At 57.0% G+C, this 19,020-nt stretch carries 18 protein-coding genes and 1 pseudogene; 4 read left to right on the top strand and 15 right to left on the bottom strand.

Features of this window, described 5'->3' with window-relative positions:
• Positions 1–12 precede the first annotated feature (12 nt).
• The 6 genes and pseudogenes from NYE85_RS15890 to NYE85_RS15865 all read right to left on the bottom strand — a co-directional run bounded on the left by NYE85_RS15890 (position 13) and on the right by NYE85_RS15865 (position 4,173).
• Entirely contained in the window at positions 13–618 is a 606-nt protein-coding gene (locus NYE85_RS15890) for a nitroreductase family protein (protein WP_259005694.1), read from the bottom strand.
• Between the two features lie 85 nt (positions 619–703).
• Positions 704–2,044 (bottom strand): D-serine ammonia-lyase, encoded by a 1,341-nt coding sequence (locus NYE85_RS15885; protein WP_259005693.1) that lies wholly within the window; start codon positions 2,042–2,044, stop codon positions 704–706.
• Between the two features lie 79 nt (positions 2,045–2,123).
• The gene (locus NYE85_RS15880) at positions 2,124–2,600 is read right to left on the bottom strand and encodes a VOC family protein (RefSeq protein ID WP_259005692.1); all 477 of its coding nucleotides are present in this window, start codon (positions 2,598–2,600) and stop codon (positions 2,124–2,126) included.
• 11 nt (positions 2,601–2,611) lie between these two features.
• Positions 2,612–2,965, bottom strand: coding sequence for a DUF1428 domain-containing protein (locus tag NYE85_RS15875; RefSeq protein WP_259005691.1), 354 nt, complete (start codon positions 2,963–2,965; stop codon positions 2,612–2,614).
• Between the two features lie 412 nt (positions 2,966–3,377).
• A pseudogene (locus tag NYE85_RS15870) lies at positions 3,378–3,506 on the bottom strand (AcrZ family multidrug efflux pump-associated protein); the annotation flags it as partial.
• Between the two features lie 193 nt (positions 3,507–3,699).
• Positions 3,700–4,173: an Rrf2 family transcriptional regulator gene (locus NYE85_RS15865; RefSeq protein ID WP_259005690.1), complete on the bottom strand. Its 474-nt coding sequence runs from the start codon at positions 4,171–4,173 to the stop codon at positions 3,700–3,702.
• Positions 4,174–4,473: 300 nt separating this feature from the next.
• Here NYE85_RS15865 and osmB point away from each other — a divergent pair, with 300 nt between their 5' ends.
• Positions 4,474–4,686: an osmotically-inducible lipoprotein OsmB gene (gene osmB, locus NYE85_RS15860; RefSeq protein WP_259005689.1), complete on the top strand. Its 213-nt coding sequence runs from the start codon at positions 4,474–4,476 to the stop codon at positions 4,684–4,686.
• A 272-nt stretch (positions 4,687–4,958) separates the two neighbouring features.
• Here osmB and NYE85_RS15855 read toward each other — a convergent pair whose 3' ends face one another.
• Together NYE85_RS15855 and mrdA are read right to left on the bottom strand one after the other, a co-directional pair.
• Positions 4,959–6,677 carry a penicillin-binding transpeptidase domain-containing protein gene (locus NYE85_RS15855; RefSeq protein WP_405050678.1) on the bottom strand — a complete coding sequence of 573 codons (1,719 nt, stop codon included), beginning with the start codon at positions 6,675–6,677 and terminating at the stop codon, positions 4,959–4,961.
• A gap of 101 nt (positions 6,678–6,778) precedes the next feature.
• The gene (gene mrdA, locus NYE85_RS15850; RefSeq protein ID WP_259005688.1) at positions 6,779–8,704 is read right to left on the bottom strand and encodes a penicillin-binding protein 2; all 1,926 of its coding nucleotides are present in this window, start codon (positions 8,702–8,704) and stop codon (positions 6,779–6,781) included.
• 313 nt (positions 8,705–9,017) lie between these two features.
• On the opposite strand from mrdA, the gene NYE85_RS15845 reads away from it, so the two are divergent.
• On the top strand, positions 9,018–9,299 hold the full coding sequence (locus NYE85_RS15845; protein ID WP_259005687.1) for a YjcB family protein: 282 nt from the start codon (positions 9,018–9,020) through the stop codon (positions 9,297–9,299).
• Between the two features lie 222 nt (positions 9,300–9,521).
• Here the strand turns inward: NYE85_RS15845 and NYE85_RS15840 are convergent, their stop codons facing one another.
• The 7 genes from NYE85_RS15840 to NYE85_RS15810 all read right to left on the bottom strand — a co-directional run bounded on the left by NYE85_RS15840 (position 9,522) and on the right by NYE85_RS15810 (position 16,494).
• Positions 9,522–10,469, bottom strand: a complete 948-nt coding sequence (locus tag NYE85_RS15840) for an ABC transporter ATP-binding protein (RefSeq protein ID WP_259005686.1) — start codon at positions 10,467–10,469, stop codon at positions 9,522–9,524.
• Entirely contained in the window at positions 10,459–11,463 is a 1,005-nt protein-coding gene (locus NYE85_RS15835; protein ID WP_259005685.1) for an ABC transporter ATP-binding protein, read from the bottom strand. Before NYE85_RS15835 ends, NYE85_RS15840 begins: the two co-directional genes overlap by 11 nt.
• Positions 11,463–12,356 (bottom strand): D,D-dipeptide ABC transporter permease, encoded by an 894-nt coding sequence (gene ddpC, locus NYE85_RS15830; RefSeq protein WP_259005684.1) that lies wholly within the window; start codon positions 12,354–12,356, stop codon positions 11,463–11,465. Before ddpC ends, NYE85_RS15835 begins: the two co-directional genes overlap by 1 nt.
• On the bottom strand, positions 12,356–13,372 hold the full coding sequence (locus tag NYE85_RS15825; protein ID WP_259005683.1) for an ABC transporter permease: 1,017 nt from the start codon (positions 13,370–13,372) through the stop codon (positions 12,356–12,358). The genes ddpC and NYE85_RS15825 overlap by 1 nt, the downstream gene beginning before the upstream one ends.
• A gap of 67 nt (positions 13,373–13,439) precedes the next feature.
• Complete coding sequence (locus NYE85_RS15820) at positions 13,440–14,993, bottom strand: ABC transporter substrate-binding protein (protein WP_405050677.1); 1,554 nt, start codon at positions 14,991–14,993, stop codon at positions 13,440–13,442.
• Between the two features lie 49 nt (positions 14,994–15,042).
• A complete protein-coding gene (gene ddpX, locus NYE85_RS15815) occupies positions 15,043–15,603 on the bottom strand; it encodes a D-alanyl-D-alanine dipeptidase (protein ID WP_259005682.1) in 561 nt (186 codons plus the stop codon).
• Positions 15,604–15,621: 18 nt separating this feature from the next.
• A complete protein-coding gene (locus NYE85_RS15810) occupies positions 15,622–16,494 on the bottom strand; it encodes a MurR/RpiR family transcriptional regulator (RefSeq protein ID WP_259006346.1) in 873 nt (290 codons plus the stop codon).
• Between the two features lie 491 nt (positions 16,495–16,985).
• On the opposite strand from NYE85_RS15810, the gene NYE85_RS15805 reads away from it, so the two are divergent.
• Both NYE85_RS15805 and NYE85_RS15800 read left to right on the top strand, forming a co-directional pair.
• Positions 16,986–17,813, top strand: a complete 828-nt coding sequence (locus NYE85_RS15805; protein ID WP_259005681.1) for a mannosyl-3-phosphoglycerate phosphatase-related protein — start codon at positions 16,986–16,988, stop codon at positions 17,811–17,813.
• Positions 17,806–19,020, top strand: coding sequence for a glycosyl transferase (locus tag NYE85_RS15800; protein ID WP_259005680.1), 1,215 nt, complete (start codon positions 17,806–17,808; stop codon positions 19,018–19,020). The genes NYE85_RS15805 and NYE85_RS15800 overlap by 8 nt, the downstream gene beginning before the upstream one ends.

The raw sequence follows: 19,020 nt of genomic DNA, 5'->3' as shown, positions 1-19,020 counted from the left end.
TGAGATAGGCGATCAGAAACGATCGATGCCAACCAGTTGATCGAGAGGCAGTTTGCCGATGCGCGGGTACGGTTCGCTGACGCCTTTGCCGATCGCTATCATCAGCGCGATCTGGTAGTGATCCGGTTTGTTGATCAGCGCGCCGACCGCCTCAAAATCAAAACCGTCCATCGGGCAGGAGTCATAACCCTGCGCCTTGGCTGCCAGCATCAGCGTCTGGGCAAAAATACCGCTGCTGCGCATGATTTCATCACGCTGCACCTGCGGTTTGTCGCGATAATACTGGTCGATGGCCGGATACATAAACTGTTGCACCGGCTCGGCCGCCCCACCCCAAATGGTTTTTACCTGTGATTGCCAACTGGATAAATCACCGCACAGCACCACCAGCATCGACGCATCGGTAACCTGGGCCTGGTTCCAGGCAACTTCGCGGATCGCTGCGCGCTGCGCCGCATCTTCAACCAGCAGCGGCCGCCAATGCTGCAGATTGAACGCGCTAGGCGCATTTTGCAGTGCAATGTTCAACAGCGCTTTTTTCTCTGCCAGCGTCATCTGGTGTTGGCTATCAAACTGTTTGGTCGCCCGGCGTTGGGCAATGGCATCAAGCGTATTCATGATTTTCCTTAGGTCTGGTGTCTGTGAGTATTTTCATCAGTTGATCGCGTCTGTCCAGCCCTGGGGGGCTAAATGGCACTTTTCGTCATTCCAGCTGCCTGGCCGCCTGCGCCAGATAGGTGGCCATTTCGCTATCTGGCACCATGCCGCCACCGGTCGCCCAGACCACGTGAGTTGCCTGACTCATCCTGGCAGCATCCAGACCGCGCTGCGCCAGCCACTGGTGTTCGGCCGCTACCCGCCACGGCCCCGGCATCCCCGCCAACGCCGATGGTTCCAGGCGGATCTGCTGTTGCCGATCCAATTCCCCCAGCAGGCGGTACATTTCGCTATCGCTCAGGGTATAACAACCGTCCAGCAGGCGCTCCATGGCGCGGCCGACAAACCCGGAAGCGCGGCCGACCGCCAGTCCATCGGCGGCCGTAACGTTGTCGATCCCCAGATCCTGCACCGCGATGCCGTCGTGCAGCCCGGTATAGATGCCCAATAACATGCAGGGAGAATGGGTCGGCTCGGCAAAGAAGCAGTGCACGTAATCGCCGAACGCCAGTTTCAAACCAAATGCCACCCCGCCAGGCCCACCGCCGACGCCGCACGGCAGGTAAACGAACAGCGGATGTTGTTGATCCACCGTAATTCCCTGCTGCATAAACTGGTGTTTCAGCCGTTCGCCGGCTACCGCGTAGCCGAGAAACAGGGTTTGCGAATTTTCGTCGTCAATAAAGAAACAGTGCGGATCGTTGGCCGCCTGCCGGCGCCCCTGTTCCACCGCCACGCCATAGTCCTGCGCATACTCGATCACCTCGACGCCATGTTCGCGCAGTTTTTGCTTCTTCCAGGCGCGGGCGTCGGCCGACATATGTACGGTAACGCCAAAGCCCAGTTTGGCGCTGATAATGCCGATCGACAGCCCCAGATTGCCGGTAGAGCCAACGGCTATACGATATTGGCTGAAGAAATGGCGGAAATCGTCGGAAAACAGCCTGGCATAGTCGTCATCCGGTTTTAGCAGACCGGCACCGACGGCCAGCATTTCCGCATGGGTCAACACTTCATAAATGCCGCCGCGCGCCTTGATAGAGCCGGAAATTGGCAGGTGGCTGTCTTGCTTCAATAACAATCGACCGGGCAAGGTCAGCCCGTAGTGCGCGTTCAGCGCCTGCTGCATGGCGCTAATGGCAGTCAATGGCGATTCAATGATACCGCCGTCCGCGCGGGTCTGTGGAAACGCCCGGCTGATATAGGGTGCGAAACGCGCCAATCGCCGGGAAGCCTGCGCAACGTCCTCCGCGCCGAGGCCAACAAACGGTAACCCTGCGGCCAGCGTGGTTGAACGTGGGTTAAACCAGCTGACCGGCTCTAATGCCATCAGTTGGGCAACCAGCGGATACTCGGCAATCAGCGCATTGATCTCGGACTGTTTCATCGGGGCTTCCTGCTTGCATTACACGGGAAATCAGCATGGCGTAAAGCACGCCGTGGCGCAAGCGGACTGCCCGCGGTGGTTATTCGCCACGCGCGGCGGCTTCCAGCCCGGCGATGTCCAGTTTAACCATGCCAAGCATCGCTTCAGCCACCCGTCTGGCTTTTTCGCGGTCTGCTCCGTAGACCCATTCGCCAAGGCATTTGGGCACGATTTGCCAGCTCAGCCCCCAGCGATCGCGCAACCAGCCGCATTGCTCAAACACCCCGTCGTCGCCCAACCCATGCCACAACCGGTCGATCTCTGCCTGGTCGGTACACTCGACGCTAATGGAAAAACTGTGGTTGAAGCTGTCCAGCTTGCCGGCTTCGAATGCCAGATAACGCTGGTCGCCCAGGGTGAAACCGGCAATCGTCACACGTCCTGCCGGGCCGGAAGGCGAATCCGCCGGCAAGGTGGTGCGCCATTGCACCGCCGAACCGGGGATCAGCGTGGTATAACGGTGCAGCGCAGCTTCCATGTCTTTTTCAAACCACAATTGTTGCGTGATTTTGCTCATGTTCCCCCCTGCTATTCATCCAACAGCGTGGTGAAACCGCCAAAAATCATACGCTGACCATCAAACGGCATGCGGTCGGCAAAGGCCTGCATGCGAGGATCGGACATCATTTTCTGGTTGGCAGCGTCGCGCACCTCCTTTGACGGGTATTCTATCCAGCTAAATACCACCACCTCATCTGACGTGGCCTTTACCGCGCCGCGAAAATCGGTGACTTCACCTTCCGGCACGTCATCACCCCAGCACTCTACCACCCGCAACGCGCCAAACTCTTTAAACAGGGGTGCTGCTTCCGCTGCCATCTGGCGATAGGCCTCCTGGTTAGCCGCAGGTACCGCCACCACAAAACCGTCTACGTAGTTCATTGACTGGCTCCTCGATCGTCAACGACGATCGGGTTATGGCGTCGGCACGGCGCCAACGCCCCCTACAATTTTAGACGCTGATGAAAATAGTAACGGATAAAAACTATCACCGCGCACCGCAGCAAATGCTGCCCCATGAAGAATCAAGTCGTTAACGCCAGTTATGCGGCCCCAGCGCCGCACAGCGCCTTGTACCGCGTAATCAGGTTTTGGTCAGAGTGTGCCAGCGCAGATGAGGCAATAAAAAAGGGCTGAACCTCGGTTCAGCCCTTTTAGAATCGTATGTGACGTAGCGGCGTTGATATTACCGCGTTGCCGGTTATGCTTCGGCGTTGGTAGCCAGATCGATCGGCTTGGCCTGCGGCGCGGCCATAGGTTTGGCTTGTGCCGCAACGGCTGGGGCGCGATCTTGCTTTTTCTTGCCGGCATGTGAGATCAGGTTAAACAGCTCACCCAGGCCATAAATCGCGCCCAGCAACACCGCTACCATCACCGGCACCAGAATAACTACCATCGCCAGGCTTTCTAACATCTCAATCATCGTCGTCTCCTGGTCATGTACCAAAAAACCTCTCCCGCAGAGAAGGATTTCCCTGAGGTCTTTTAGAGCTAAATAAGGGAAGGTCTTTCTGTGACGAAAGTGGTCACACTTTTGACGTGGATCAATGTAACTTACACAGTTACATTAAAACAATGCAAAAAAGTGCTCTCTGACCTGTAGCGACGAGAAAAGTTTAGTGGTGGGTATCAGGCTGATTGATGCATTCGCACGGTACGAACGGATAACCTGCGCAGGCTTCGACCTTGCCGACGATATCCGCCAGCGAAGTTTGCGCCAGCGAGGCCTCCATTTGCCGGCTGATGCGGGCGAACTCCGCTTCGAGCACCGGGATGATGGCATGGCCAATGTAGCATTCGTCGTTGGGTTTTGAGCGATGCAACGGGAAATAGGGTTGATCTTCTACCGCATGATAAATGTCGCGCAAGGTGATCTCACTGGCCGGTTTGGCCAGCAGCGCCCCACCGCCTTGCCCCATTTGCGAATGTGTCAAACCGGCGTCTGCCAGCGCACCGAGAATACGCCGTACTACCGTCGGATTGGTATTCACGCTGCGGGCAATATCTTCCGAACGCACCGCCAGGCCGCGAAACAGCGTAATATTGGTAAGTATGTGGATCGCAACGGCAAAACGGGTTGAAGTTGACACGCCAGCACCTGCTAAAAGTTGTTCTTATGACCAGATAAGAATGACATATATGTGACAGAGTAGACCACATAGTGAATAGCGGCTGAGGGAAAGTCAATCAACTGCCCGCTTTGCGTTAGCTTTTCGTGCGATAGCTGGCAATTTTTGCCGACTTGCAGCCAGCAGACAACGAAAGCAAAAAAATTAAGAATATTTCCCTATTTTATTTCTATGCAGCGGAATACATTCATCTCAACTTTTACCATAGTAATAATCTGATGCAGTTTGTTTATCAGTGCATCACTTTAACCAGGAAATAATATGAACATTAAACGTACCGCTGGCGTAGCTGTATTAATTCTGTCAACGCTGTCCGTAACCGCGTGTGGCAATATGTCTCATCGCGATCGTAATACCGCGGTCGGTGCCGGTATCGGCGCACTGGGCGGTGCGGTACTCACCGACGGCAGCACGCTGGGTACACTGGGTGGCGCCGCGCTGGGCGGCATCATTGGTCACCAGACCAGCCGTTAATCTCCAAACCGATACGCCATTGGCGTTAATTAATCACCTCGTGTCGGCTATTATTTGTACCAGAATAGTCGACGCGAGGATAAATATTCCTCGCCTGTTCATTCTGCTGCTTACAACCTGATAAATACCCTCTTCTCAGCTTATTCTTATTGAAGTTAATTATTCGGCGGCAATGGTTGAAATTCCCCTGCCGATCGCTGTTATTTGCCGGCCGTCACGACATGGGCTGCCATGTTGAGGCCGGTAACCGCAGTTTGCCGGCCTCAACGTTGCTATCCTTTGATGTGCGAGACCACATTCAGCGGCTGGGCGTCAGGCAGAATGTTCATGTGTTCAAGCACCTGAGCCATAATCTTGCCGAACACCGGGCCGGCAACCGAGCCACCGAAGTGCTTGCCGGCCTTCGGGTTGTTAACCATCACCACCAGCGCTACCTGAGGATCGCTGGCCGGCGCCACACCGGCGGTATAGTTGATGTAGCCGCCGTCGTATTTGCCGTTGTCACCCATCTTTTCGGCAGTGCCGGTTTTAATCGCCAGACGATAACCCGGTACCGCGGCGCTGACGCCGCTGCCGCCCGGCAAAGCGTCACTCTCCATCATGTGCACGACCGATCTGACTACCGATTCCGGCATCACGCGCTGCCCCACCACTGGCGGTGTGATCTTGGTGATCGACAGCGGACGATACACGCCAAATGCGCCAATCGCCGCATATTCGCGCGCCATTTGCAGCGGTGTCACACGCAGCCCGTAACCAAAGGAAAATGTTGCACGTTCAATATCGGCCCAGCGGGTGCGGTGCAGCGGCAGATAGCCACTGCTTTCATTGCCGATGCCCAGTTCGGTCGGTTTCCCCAGGCCAAAGCTTTGGTACACCGCTGGCAGCACCGTGGCCGGCATCGCCAATGCAATGTGTGACACCGCGATATCGCTGGATTTTTGCAGTACGCCGGTAATGGTCAGTTTTGACCAATGGCCGACGTCGCGGATCAGGTGGCCATTAACCCGATACGGCGTGGTGTCCAGCACGGTATCCGGCTGAATCAGATGGCGATTGAGCCCTACCATCACCACCACCGGCTTCACGGTCGACCCCGGTTCAAAGCTGTCGCTGCTGCAGACATTGCGAATATCTTTTGCTGGCGTATTGGCATAGTTGTTAGGGTTGAAGGTCGGATAACTGGCCATGCCGAGCACTTCACCGGTGTTGACCTTGACCAGTACCGCACAGCCGGAATCGGCCTGGTTGGCGATTACCCCATCACGGATCTGGGCAAACAGTACGTATTGAATAAACTTGTCGATACTCAGCGTTACGTTCGGCGGTGGCACCGGATCGACGGTTTTCAGCACGTTGATCACCGCCCCGCTGCCGTCTTTCTGATAGACCCGCAGGCCGTTTTTGCCTTGCAGCAAGTGGTTGAATCCCAGTTCAATCCCTTCCAACCCCTGGTTGTCCTGGCCAACGATGCCGATCAGCCCCGCCGCATCCTGCCCCATCGGATAAAAACGGCTAAAGTCCTGTTCGCTGCTGACGCCGGTCAGATGGAGCTTTTGGATGTAGGCGGCATTTTCGTCCTCTACCTTGCGAGCCAGGTAGACAAAGCGCTTGCGTGCGTTGTGGCGGATCAGCGCCTGGATGTCGGCCAGCGGCATTTTCAACACGTTAGCCATACTCTGCCAGCGCGCATCGTCGGTATTGGTCTGGCTGTCAATGATGTGCTTCGGATCCAGCACAATGTCCTTCGACGATACGCTAACCGCCAGCGCTTCATTATTACGGTCGGTAATCATGGCGCGATTGGTCGGGATCACCTGCGTGCGTACCGAGCGCTGGTCGGCCTGATTGGTCAACTGCTGGTGCTCCATCAATTGCAGATAGCCCACCCGAAACATCAGCAGGAATAAACACACCAGAATACCCGCGCAAATCCAGCCAAAGCGCGCTGAAGAATAGGTCTTGCTCCGTTTTTTGGTTGATGCTGCCACTGTTAACCCTGCGTTTTTATTGGGATTATTTGTCGATGCAGTCTAAGCGTACAAAATCTGGCGAATAATGTCAGTTTGTAAGAAAGTACCAGCAAACGCGTTTATTGTTGCACATCGACACTGTCGCTTAACGGTACTCTGGCCTTTTCCGGCTCGCCGGCCGGCGGCGCATTGGCCGGGTCAAAAATATGGTCAAGGATTGCGCGCGCCGTCGGCCCGGCCACCACACCATCGCCGCCGCCGTTTTCCAGGATCAGCGCCATGGCGACTCGTGGATTTTTGTAGGGGGCAAACAGCGTATAGAAAATATGGTCGCGCAGCCGCACGGGGATCATCTTGGCGTTATAGGTCTGGTTTTCCTTCAGGCCAAACACCTGCGAGGTACCGGACTTGGCCGCAATCTGATACGGCGCGGTATGAAACAGCTTATAGCCGGTACCGTTAGGCAAGTTCGCCATGCCGTACATGCCGTTGCGCACGATACCCCAGTACGGCGAATTGGCATCACCGACCTGCGCTGCATGCGCCTCTGGCTGATAACGACTTACCCGATTGCCGCGTCGCATGGCATACAGCAGGTGCGGTTTTTTGACTTTGCCGTTATTGAGTAGCGTGGTCAGCGCCTTGACCATCTGGATTGGCGTCGCCACCCAGTAGCCCTGCCCAATCCCCACCGAAATGGTGTCACCCTGATACCAGACTTTTTTATGCACCCGTTGCTTCCAGGCGCGGCTGGGCAACAGTCCGCCGTATTCCTCGTTGAGATCGATACCGGTGGATTTGCCGTAGCCGAATTGGCTGAGCCAAAAATGAATACGGTCAATACCCAGATCGTAGGCGACCTGATAAAAGAAGGTATCGGCAGACTCCTCAATCGCTTTGGTGACGTTTAGCATACCGTGGCCGCTTTTCAGCCAGTCGCGGTAACGGCGCTTGGTACCCGGCAACGTCCAGGTCGGCGCACCGAAATAGGTGGTGGACGGCGTGATAACGCCACTGAACAGCGCAGACAGTGCCATATATGGTTTCACCGTGGAGGCCGGCGGGTACAGCCCTTGCGTAACCCGGTTGATCAGCGGCAGGTCCGGGTTCCCCAACAGCGATTTATAAGCTGGATAACTGATGCCTTTGACGAACGGGTTGGGATCGTAGCTTGGGCTGGATACCATCGCCAATATGCCGCCGTCGCGCGGATCTTCCACCACCACTGCCGCCCGCTGGCCTTTCAGCAATGATTCGATGTATTGCTGCAGGTGCAGATCGAGCGTCAGGTAGATATTTTTGCCGGCCTGCGGTGGCTGTTCCTTCAACAGTCGTATAATGCGCCCGTGATTATCCACCTCTACTTCCTGATAGCCGGTAGTACCGTGCAGCTGCGTCTCATAGAAGCCCTCGATACCCTGTTTGCCGATGTTGTGATCGGCGGCGTAGTTTTCGGCTTCGCCGGCTTTTTCCAGCCGTTTCACATCGCGGTCGTTGATTTTCGATACATAACCAACCACGTGCGCCAGCTGCGCGCCGTATGGATATTGCCGCTGCTGATAACTTTCGACGCTGACGCCGTTAAAACGGTATTGGTTTACCGCGAAACGCGCCACTTCGCTATCGGTGAGTTCAGTCTTCAGCGTCACCGGTTTGTAGCGGCTGTTGTGGCGCATCTCATCGCGAAAGGCCTCGATATCTTTCGGCGTCAGATCGACGATTGGCGTCAGCGACTGGAGCAACGCTGTCATATTGGCGATTTTGCTCGGTACCACCTGAATCTGGTACAGAGTAACGTTGCGCACCAACGGGATACCGTTGCGGTCGAAAATCAACCCGCGGCTTGGCGCGATCGGCAGCGTTTTGATGTCGTTCTGGTTTGAACGCGTCTGGTAAAAGTCATGCTGTTTCACCTGCAAACGGTACAGATTGAAGATCAGCACGCCGAAACAGGTCACTACCAACAGTAGCGCCACCGCAGCGCGGCGAATGAACAGCATTTCCTCGGCGGAATGGTCGCGAATTTTTTCTTTTAATAGGGCCATGCGTGGATCGTTACCTGTCTGACTTCCGGTTCCCCGAGTAAAAACAAGGGATTGAAAAGCGACCGAGGATAACGTTATTGATCGATTGACCCCATTAAAAGGTTGCTAATGATGTGGCAGAAATGTTTCAGCATGTTTGCATATTGCCACCAACGCGGTTTGCTGCTGTTCGGCCATTGAGCGACAGACAAATACGATGCTAGAATGTGACGCAGATCACATTAATCACTTCGGTTACCGCCACAGCCCTGTCTTATCGCCATGGCGAAGCAAGACGGCCGGACGCGGCTTTTGCAGCAAAGGAATAAGTTCGATGAGTGCCATAGCTACGGGTTTCATCATGATGCGCTGGGAGTTGCTGAGCGCCGTAATGATGTTTTTCGCCAGTCAATTAAACGTTGTTTGTCGTAAAGCCAGCCGCAACGGTATGGCGTTCATGTTCAGCAGTCTGGGGCTGTTTACCGCCATCTGGTTTGTCATGGGTCTGATGGGCATTACCATCACCATGGAAGGCATGTCGCATTTTTGGTCAGTCACCAAAGATGTCTTCATTGAGGTGATGAGCAAAACGCCGACCGATTATCCGATGCCTTGAACATCCTCCCCCCTAAAGGGCGGGGATTTTCGGCGCATCGGATCAACCGCAGGCTATCGCATCCGGCAACGGCCGAAAAGCGCTGACGGGCGCCAGATGCGGCCCGCTGACCGTAGCCTCCCCGGCGGTGTTGCTCTACCGATGCCCGCAGCACCTGGCTTGGCATTCAATCTCGCTGGTGCCATATTCGAAAATCTACCATCTCCCCGTGCCATCAGCCGATTATACCGCCTTATGGCAGCGTACCGCCGAGCCGGCCTGTTGCATTCGCAGCTCCTGCGCCTGCTCGCAGCCGGCCCCGGCGAACGGGCAACGCTCGCGAAAATAACAGCCCGACGGCAGACATCGATTAGCCGGCAATTCCCCTTTGCGATCTTCGATGGCGCTGTCGGCCAGAGAACGCCCGGCGCGCGGCACCGAATCCAGCAATAGCCGGGTGTATGGATGCCGTGGATGCTGCAATACCGTTTCGGCCGTCCCCAGTTCGACAATTTGCCCCAGGTACATCACTGCCACCCGATCGCTCATATGCCGTATTACCGACACGTTGTGCGAGATCAGTACATAGGTCAAATTGCGCCGACGTTGCAGTTCGACCAGCAGATTGAGGATTTGCGCCTGTACCGAAATATCCAGCGCGGAGGTCGGCTCATCCAGCACCAGCACATCGGGCTGCGACGATAGTGCACGAGCAATCGAAATACGCTGACGCTGGCCGCCGGAAAATTCATGCGGCAATCGGTCGAGATACTCCGGCCGAATGCCAACCTGCTGCGCCAGATCTGCCGCCAACGCCCGGCGCTGGGCAACACCGGTGCGTTGCTGTACATACACCGGTTCGGTAATGATGCGCCATACCGGTAGTCGCGGATCGAGCGATGACTGCGGATCCTGAAAGACCATCTGCATGCCGCCTGCCAACGACGCGCCGCCGGTCCGCTGGCGGCGCAGCTCGCCGCTGCTGGGTTTCAGCAGTCCCATCAGCAGCTGTGCCAGGGTGCTCTTGCCACAGCCTGACTCGCCGACGATGCCCAAGGTTTCTCCACGCACGATTTGCAGATCGAGGCCGTTCAGCGCATGGACGAATTCGGTGGGTTTACCACGCCAGTTATATGCTGCCGGAAAACGCAGGCGTATATCGCGCAGTTCCAACAAGGCTTCAGCGTTCATCACCAACCTCCAGATTGACGTTTTGCGGATGCCAGCAGGCCGCCTGCTGGCCCGGCCTGTTGGGCAACGGTGCCAGACGTGGCGGTTGGCGGCATTGCGCGCTGGCATAGGCACAGCGGTTGCTGAAGGCGCAGCCCGCCGGTAAGGCGCTGAGGTTCGGCACCGTGCCGGGGATCGCCTGCAACAGGCTGCGGGGCTGACCGCGCTCCGGTGCCGCCAACAGCAAGCCGATGGAATAAGGGTGACTGGGATGGTTAATCACCGCGTCGGTGGCGCCGCTTTCAATCACATGACCAGCGTACATCACATACACCCGGTCGCACAGTTGCGAAACTACCGCCATATCATGGGTAATAAACAACACTGCGGTGCCGCTGGCGCGCGCTTTCTGCTGTAATAGCCGCAATACCTGGCGCTGCACGGTGACATCCAGCGCGGTGGTCGGTTCGTCAGCGATAATCAGTTGCGGTTCGCAGGAGAATGCCATGGCGATTAGCACCCGCTGACGCATACCGCCGGAAAGTTCAAACGGATAACGCGCCATTACCCGTTCGGCATCGGCAATTTGCATGTCAGCCAGCAACGCCAGCGCCTTATGACGAGCCTGCTCTGCCGACAGGCGTTGGTGCAAACGGATAACTTCGCACATTTGCCGGCCAATGGTGCGTGTCGGGTTCAGCGCGCTCATGGGTTCCTGGAATATCATGGAGACTCGCGCCCCGCGCAACCGGCGCATTTCACGCTCGCTGGCGTTCAGCACATCGGTGCCAAGCACGTTGAGCCGGCCGCCAGTGACACGGTAACTCTCATCCGCCAGCAGTCGCATAATCATCATTGCCGTTACCGATTTTCCCGATCCTGACTCGCCGACTACGCCAACGATTTCGCCGGCATTGACCGATAATGACACGCGGTTCAATGCATTGACGCTGCCGCCGTACACCGGAAACTCCAGTTGCAGTTGGTCGATGGTTAACACCGTGCTTTCATTCATCAACGCCCCCGAGATTTAGGATCCAGCAGATCGCGCAGACCGTCGCCGAACAGATTGAAGCCGGTGGCGGTAATCAGGATCGCCGTACCGGGAAAGGCGCAATACCACCATTGGTCAAGCACGAAGTTGCGGCCGTTGGCGACCATTGCGCCCCATTCTGCCGTTGGTTGTTGCGCACCGAGGCCAATAAAGCCCAGCGTGGCGGCCATCAGGATCGCGGTGCCGATATCCAGTGAGGCCTGCACCACCAGCGGCGGCAATGCGTTACGCAGCACATGCCAGCCGATCATATGCCAGCGCGAGGCGCCAAAGGTGCGCGCTGCCTGCATGTAGGCCTGGTGGCGCAGGGTCAGCGTCTGGCCGCGCGCCAGCCGCACGTAGAAAGGGATCCTGACTATCGCTATCGCCAGCATGGCGTTGAACAGGCTCGGCCCCAGCGCCGCCGCCAACGCCATGGTCAACACCAGCGACGGCACCGACAGCATGATATCCATCCCACGCATGATCAAGGCATCGACGCGGCCACCGATCACGCCGGAAAAACAGCCCAGCAGCGAACCCGTGCTACCGGCCAGCAGCACCACTGCCAGCCCGGCCGCCACCGACTGCTGACTGCCAACCAGCACGCGGCTGAATAAATCACGGCCAACCTCGTCGGTACCGAACCAATGCTGGCCCGACGGCGGCAGCAGTCGTGCGGTGAGGTTGACCGCATCCGGGTCATACGGCGTCATCCAGGATGAAAACACCATCAGCAGCATTACCGTCAACATGATCGCCGCCCCGAGCAGCGTCAACGGACTGCGCCGCACCCGATACCAACCTCGCCGCAGACCGACAAAGCGCGGTGTGGCGTCGGCAGCCGCTGGCTGCCCAAATTGAGTCATGGTCATTATTCCTCGCGCCCCATTCTCGGGTCGATCCACAGATACAGCAGATCGACGATTAAATTCACCACCACATAGGCGAACGACACCACCACGGCAAAGCCCATCACCGCCGGGAAGTCCAGCGCCTGGATAGAATCGACCACGTAGGCGCCCATGCCCGGCCAGGAGAACACCGTTTCAGTCAATACCGCGCCGTACAGCAAATCCCCCAACGCCAGTCCCAGTACCGTCACCGACGGGATTAGCGCGTTGGGCAGCGCATGGCACAGGATCACCCGCCAACGCGACAAGCCATTGGCGCGCGCGGTACGGATATAGTCTTCGCCCAACTGTTCCAGCATGGCCGAGCGTATCTGCCGTGCGACCACGCCAAGGTGGACGAACGCCAGTGTGACCGCCGGCAGGATCAGGTGCTGCAGGCTGCTCCAGAAAACCTCACTATTGCCGGTCAGCAGTGAATCAAGCAGATAAAAACCGCTGATATGTCGCGGTGGCTCCAGCCAGTCATCCAGTCGACCGCCACCGGGTAGCAGGTTAAGCTGGCCGTAAAACACCACGATCGCTCCTAACCCCAGCCAGAACGCCGGGGTCGAAATCCCGGTTACCGACAGCAGCCGCACCAGATGATCCGGCCACTTGTTGCGATACACCGCCGACAGCACGCCAAGCGGTATGCCAACCACTATTGCCAGCAGCAAAGCACAGAACGCCAATTCCAGCGTGGCGGGGAAAAAGGTCCGTAAATCATCCAGTACCGGTCGCCCGGTACGGATTGAACTGCCCAGATCGCCGTGCAGTAAATCCCACAGATAGCGGCCAAACTGGATATACAGCGGCCGATCCAGCCCCAGTTGCTGACGTATGTGTTGCACGATTTCGTCGCTGGCGCGGTCGCCGGCCAGCAAGCGTGCCGGATCGCCGGGGATCAGGTGCGAAATGACAAACGTGATCACGCAAACGCCAAACATCACCAGCACCAGTCCCCAGCAGCGCTGTCGGATAAGGCTCCAAACGTTCATGCTCATTCTCCTCCGGCTTTCACAGGCAAGGCCGTTGGTCCCGGCCTTGCCATTCACTCGACGCGCATTACTGCTTGCTCATGGTGGCCACGTTGAAGACCTGCTCCAGCATTGGATTGAAGACGAACCCCTGAACCTGCTTGTTAATCGCTACCTGATAGTTCTTTTGGAACAGGTAAACGTACGCCGCCTGGTCGATGACGATTTTCTGCGCGGCCTGATAGTCACCGGTACGAACGGTCTGATCGGCTACCGACACTGCCTTGCGCAACAGCGCGTCAACCTGTGGATTGCTGTAGAACGCGCGGTTGCCCGGCAACCCTTTCTTGTCCGATTCGAACCAGTAATTCATAAACATGTACGGGTCGGCAAAATCCGGACTCCAGTTGCCGATGGCGATGTCATAATTCCCCTGGCCAATGCGATCGCGCATGGTGGCGTTCGCCAGTTTTTCCAGTTTGACGTTTAAGCCAATCGCCGCCAGATTGGCCTGCACCGACAGTGCGATCGCCTCCCAGTTCGGGTCATTGACCGAGTACAGCAAACTGAGCGACGCCGGTTTTTCCGGCAGATGACTCAGCAGCGTTTTAGCCTTGTCGACATCCAGCGAATATTGCTGCGCGTTGGCGTCATATCCCCACATGCCTTCCGGGATCGGGCCACGCATCTGCTTGCCGTTGCCGCCAAGAATGCCCTTCACCATGCCCTGATAATCCACCGCGTAGGAAATAGCCCGTCGCAGATCCACCTGATTGAGCGGTGCCTTGCCATTATTCAGATACAGATAAGTCACACGCAGCGAAGGATAATCGGCTACCGTCACCCTGTTTTCACTTTTCAACGCCGCCAACTGGTCGATCGGCAGCGACTCGGCAATGTCCAGGTCGCCGCGCGTCAGCTGCAGGCGGCGGGTTGCGCTCTCGCCGATGATTTTCACTGCCACCCGTTTGAAGGCCGGTTTTGGGCCGGCGTAATGCGGGTTCGGCACCAGGATAAGTTGCTGGCCTTTCTGCCAGCGTTCGAGCCGATAGGCGCCGGAACCGGCGGTGTGGTTTGCCAACCACGCCTTGCCTTCGTCTGCCGGGTTGGCCTTGGCGATTGCCGGGTTGACGATGCCGGCACCGTCATTGGCCAGCGTATACAGGAACGGTGCGAACGGCGTTTTCAGCGTGAACTTGACCGTCAGCGGATCCACTGCCGTCACCTGCATATCCTTGGGAAAAGCTTCTGACGGCCCCTGCCCAATCTTCAGCAGCCGCTCAAACGACCACTTCACCGCGTCGGCGGTGACTTCGCTGCCGTCGTCAAAACGGTTGCCAGGTTTCAGTTTGAAGGTCCATTCACGCCGATCGTCCGAGGCGCTCCAACTGGCTGCAAGTTCCCCTTCGACCTCTGTCGAACCTTTGCCGTTTTCGGCTTTGTACTGCACCAGCCGTTGATAGGCCGGATAGGTTACCGTCCAGTCGTTGTTGTCGATGGTGACCGCCGGGTCGAGCGTCTGTGGATCCGCCGCCTTGCCGATCGCCAGCATGTCTTTGGGCACTGCCGCCTGTACCGTACCGAGCGTCGTCAGGCTCAGCATAATGCCGGTTGCCAGAGCGGCGTAGTTGATGGTGTTCATAAAACGCTCCTGATGAAGTGGTCTATCGTTGTTTTAATGGGGTAAACCGTCAGTCGCTAAAACAGGCGAAGCGGTCACTGAGCAACGGAAAAGCCATGGCGTTAGGCAGTTCAAAGTGCCACCATTCGCTGGCGATGCCGATAAATCCCCCGGCGGCCATCACCGCATTCAGCAGCAGTCGGTTGCACTGCACCTGTGGCGGCAGATCGGGATAAAACGGATGGGAACGCGGGTTCATCTCGTCAAACGCGGTGCCCATATCCAGCGCGTGGCCGGCGTGATCCAGCAAGGTGACGTCCAGCGCCACCCCACGGCTGTGGTGCGAACCGATGTGGGTATCGGTGACGTAACGCGAGTCTGGGCATGCTTGCCACAGCAGCGCCTGCGCCTGCTGCGGTCGATAGGCATCCAGCACCCGCAGGGTAAAACCTGCCAGACGCGCAACGTTGATACTGCGTTCCAAGCCAGGCACGGCTGCCGGGTGCAGCAGGCAGCGTGCCTGGCAATAAATCGGTCTGCCGGTCAGGTTGTCTGCGCTGGCGTATTTGAGGTCGATATCCAAGCTCGGAAACTGCTGCGCCAGATCGATTAAAGTTACGTTGTCACTCATTTAAATATTCCATTTCGATTAAGATTCGAATTGCCCCAATTCTTTCTGTAGCCTGCGGTTTTGCGCCAAACGTTGTTCTACGGCGGTTCCACCAAGCTCGACCACTGCCGACAGTAACAGATTGAACAGACAGCCCAGCGGCGCCGGCGAATCCCAGAACTGGCCGGTGTCGGTTTTCACCTGCAGTAAATCCACCGGATAATCTCGTGCCCACGGGCAGTAAATGTCGGTAATAAGTGCCAGTCGCAGCCCCCGAGCGCTGGCCGCCTGGCAGTATTTTTGCGCCATGGTCGAATAGGCTCGGGTATCGGTCAGCACCAGATATGGCGCAGAAAACTCCGAGTTCAGCGACTCGACGTAGGTACCAGATTGGCCATCGGCGTAATACACCCGCGGCCGCAGATACTCCAGGTGGCTATAGAACGCGTTGGCTATACCGCGTGTCGATTGAATGCCAATAACAAATACCGCCTCCGCCAGCGCCAGTTGGCGGCTGACGCTGGCAAAAGCGTCGCTGCCCGCCAGTTGATAGACGTATTCGATCGCCTCCAGCTCCAGCGTCAACGCCTGGCGCAACTTTTGCTGCTCGGGCAGCGCCCTGCGCTGGCGATAGGCGCCCAGCCGATCGGTCACCCCCCACGGCTGAGGTAGCGCGCTGCTCTGCTCGCGTAGCGTGCGTTTCAAATCGTCAAGATTGCGGTAGCCCAGACTGCGTAAATAGCGCCCCACCGAAATGCCGCTGGTGGCAGTGCTGCGCGCAATACTGTCAGCGGTTTCAAACGGTATCTGCGCCAGATTCGCCAGCAAATAGCCGGCAATGCGCTTGCCGGTCGGGGTTTGCAGCGCAAACGATGCTTCGATTTGTGCCATAACGTCCGGATGTTTCATCAGAGTCCGCCCGCTGTTGTCTGGTTGTCAGTTTCAGGCTTCCTGTTAGTTATCTAACAGGCGGTGCCAAACACCATGCATGGCCTGTGCCAATAATAAAAAGCTCAAGGAATTAACGCGCCAGACGGCATACCGGGCGCACGGCGCTGGAAGCGATGGTTAACATAATTGCCATTAACTGATAACTATTGCACAACAATCGCACAATGCGAGGAGCGACATGCACCATAACGGCGCGCAGTTGCATAATTGGGTAACCGATCACGTTATTTGCCGGCGGTATAACCACAGAGCGCCACGGCGGCTGACTTGCGCATTTGATGATTAGCCGTTAGGGTTAATTGTGACGTCATTCACAAATATCTGGGTAAGGAGGCACAACATCATCATCGTTCTCGCGCTATGTTTATCCGCTGTTATGCCCCCTGCCTGACGTCATCACAAAGTAATCCGCCTATTTATTCGCGACGGCCTCGCAATAGAATGGAGATGAAATGCGTAAATCACTTGCCGACCTGCTTATTTTTACCGACCTGGACGGATCGCTGCTGGATCATCACAGCTACCGTTGGGATGCCGCAAAACCGTGGCTGGATCGACTGGCGCAGGCCAAGGTGCCGGTGATCGTCACCACCAGCAAAACAGCGGCAGAGGTGCTGCAACTGCAACAGCAACTCGGTTTGGGCGCACTGCCGTTCATTGCCGAAAACGGTGCGCAGATTGTGTTTCCTGCCGACTGGCAACAGGACACGCAACTGTTCGGCGCGGAGTACCCCAGCCTGCTGGCGGAACTGGCTGAACTGCGCCGACAAACCGGCTTTGCCTTCAGCGGTTTTGCCGACGTCGACGACGCAACCGTGGCCGAGTGGACCGGACTGAGGTTGTCCGAAGCACATTTGGCGCGCCAGCGCGCCGGCTCCGAGCCTATCCGCTGGTCTGGCAGCGACCAGCAGCTGGAGACGTTCCAGACGCTGTTAGCCCTGCGCAATCTGACCTTGACGCGCGGCGGTCGCTTTTACCACGTGATGGGCCGCGAGGTCAGCAAAGGCAATGCCGCTCGCTGGCTGACCAAATACTATCAATGGCAACGGTGCCAACCTTTCACCACGCTCAGTCTCGGCGATGGGCCAAACGATATTTCCTTATTGCATGCGACCGATTACGCGGTGCTGATCCGCGGGCAGCAAACCGGGCCGCTGGCGCTGCCTGGGGATTTTCCCGGTCAGCTATACCGCACGCGCCAACCGGGGCCGGCAGGCTGGCGCGAAGGACTGGATCATTTTCTGATGGGCAGTGAAGACGGGAGAATTGAACATGAGTGACTTTTATCAGGATGGCATCATTACCAATTTCCATAATCTCACTCGGCGCGATTTGGCAGAGCTGGAGTATGAGCTGCAAGTCTTTTCCGGCCGCAACACCATGGGATTGATATTGCCTTCGCTGTATTCGGAACTGGAAGGACCGGCGCTGGACAACATTATCAACACGTTGGCGCAGGTACCCTATCTGGAGGAAATCGTCATCGGATTGGATCGCGCCGACCGCCAGCAGTTCGAACATGCCAAAGCGTTCTTCTCGCGGCTGCCGCAACGACATCGAATTCTGTGGAACGATGGCCCGCGCTTGCAGGCCATTGCCAAACAGCTGGGCAGTGAAGGACTGGCCCCCAGCGAACCGGGTAAAGGCCGTAATGTCTGGTTCTGCGTCGGCTATACGCTGGCGTCGCGTCGCAGCAGCTGCGTCGCGCTGCATGATTGTGACATCGTCACTTATGATCGTCAGATGCTGGCTCGCCTGCTGTATCCGGTAGCCAACCCCCATTTTCACTACGACTTCTGCAAAGGCTATTATGCCCGCGTCGCCAATGGCAAACTGAATGGCCGGGTCGGTCGCTTGCTGGTATTTCCGCTATTGAAATCATTGCAAAAAGTGTATGGCAACTCTGATTTCCTCGAGTATCTACGCAGCTACCGCTACCCGCTTTCCGGCGAATTCGCCATGCGTAGCCATATCCTCAATAACCTGCGTATTCCCAGCGACTGGGGGCTGGAGATCGGCGTACTGTCGGAAATACACCGCAATACCGCGACCAACCGTATTTGTCAGGTGGATATCGCCGACAATTATGACCATAAGCATCAGCCGGTGTCGGAAAACGATCCGAACGGTGGTCTGCAACGTATGGCAGCGGATATTACCAAAGCGCTGTATCGCAAATTGGCCATTCAAGGCGTCAACGTGACTGCGGATTCATTCCGCGTGCTGCGCGCCACCTATTACCGCACCGCACTGGATATGATCGACGCCTTTGAACACGACGCAAAAATGAACGGGCTCACCTTCGATCGTCACAGCGAAGAGTCGGCGGTCGAACTGTTTTCGAACGTCATTTCCCACGCCGGACAGGCGTTTACTGAAAACCCCGGCGAGAACAAACCGTTTGTACCGAGCTGGAACCGGGTACAATCGGCCTTTCCGGATATTCTGCAACGGCTATACGCTGCGGTGGAAGAGGATAATGCGTAA

Source organism: Serratia sp. AKBS12, from assembly GCF_024793895.1.
Taxonomy (GTDB): domain Bacteria; phylum Pseudomonadota; class Gammaproteobacteria; order Enterobacterales; family Enterobacteriaceae; genus Serratia_F.
This window is presented reverse-complemented; position numbering and strand designations above follow the sequence as displayed.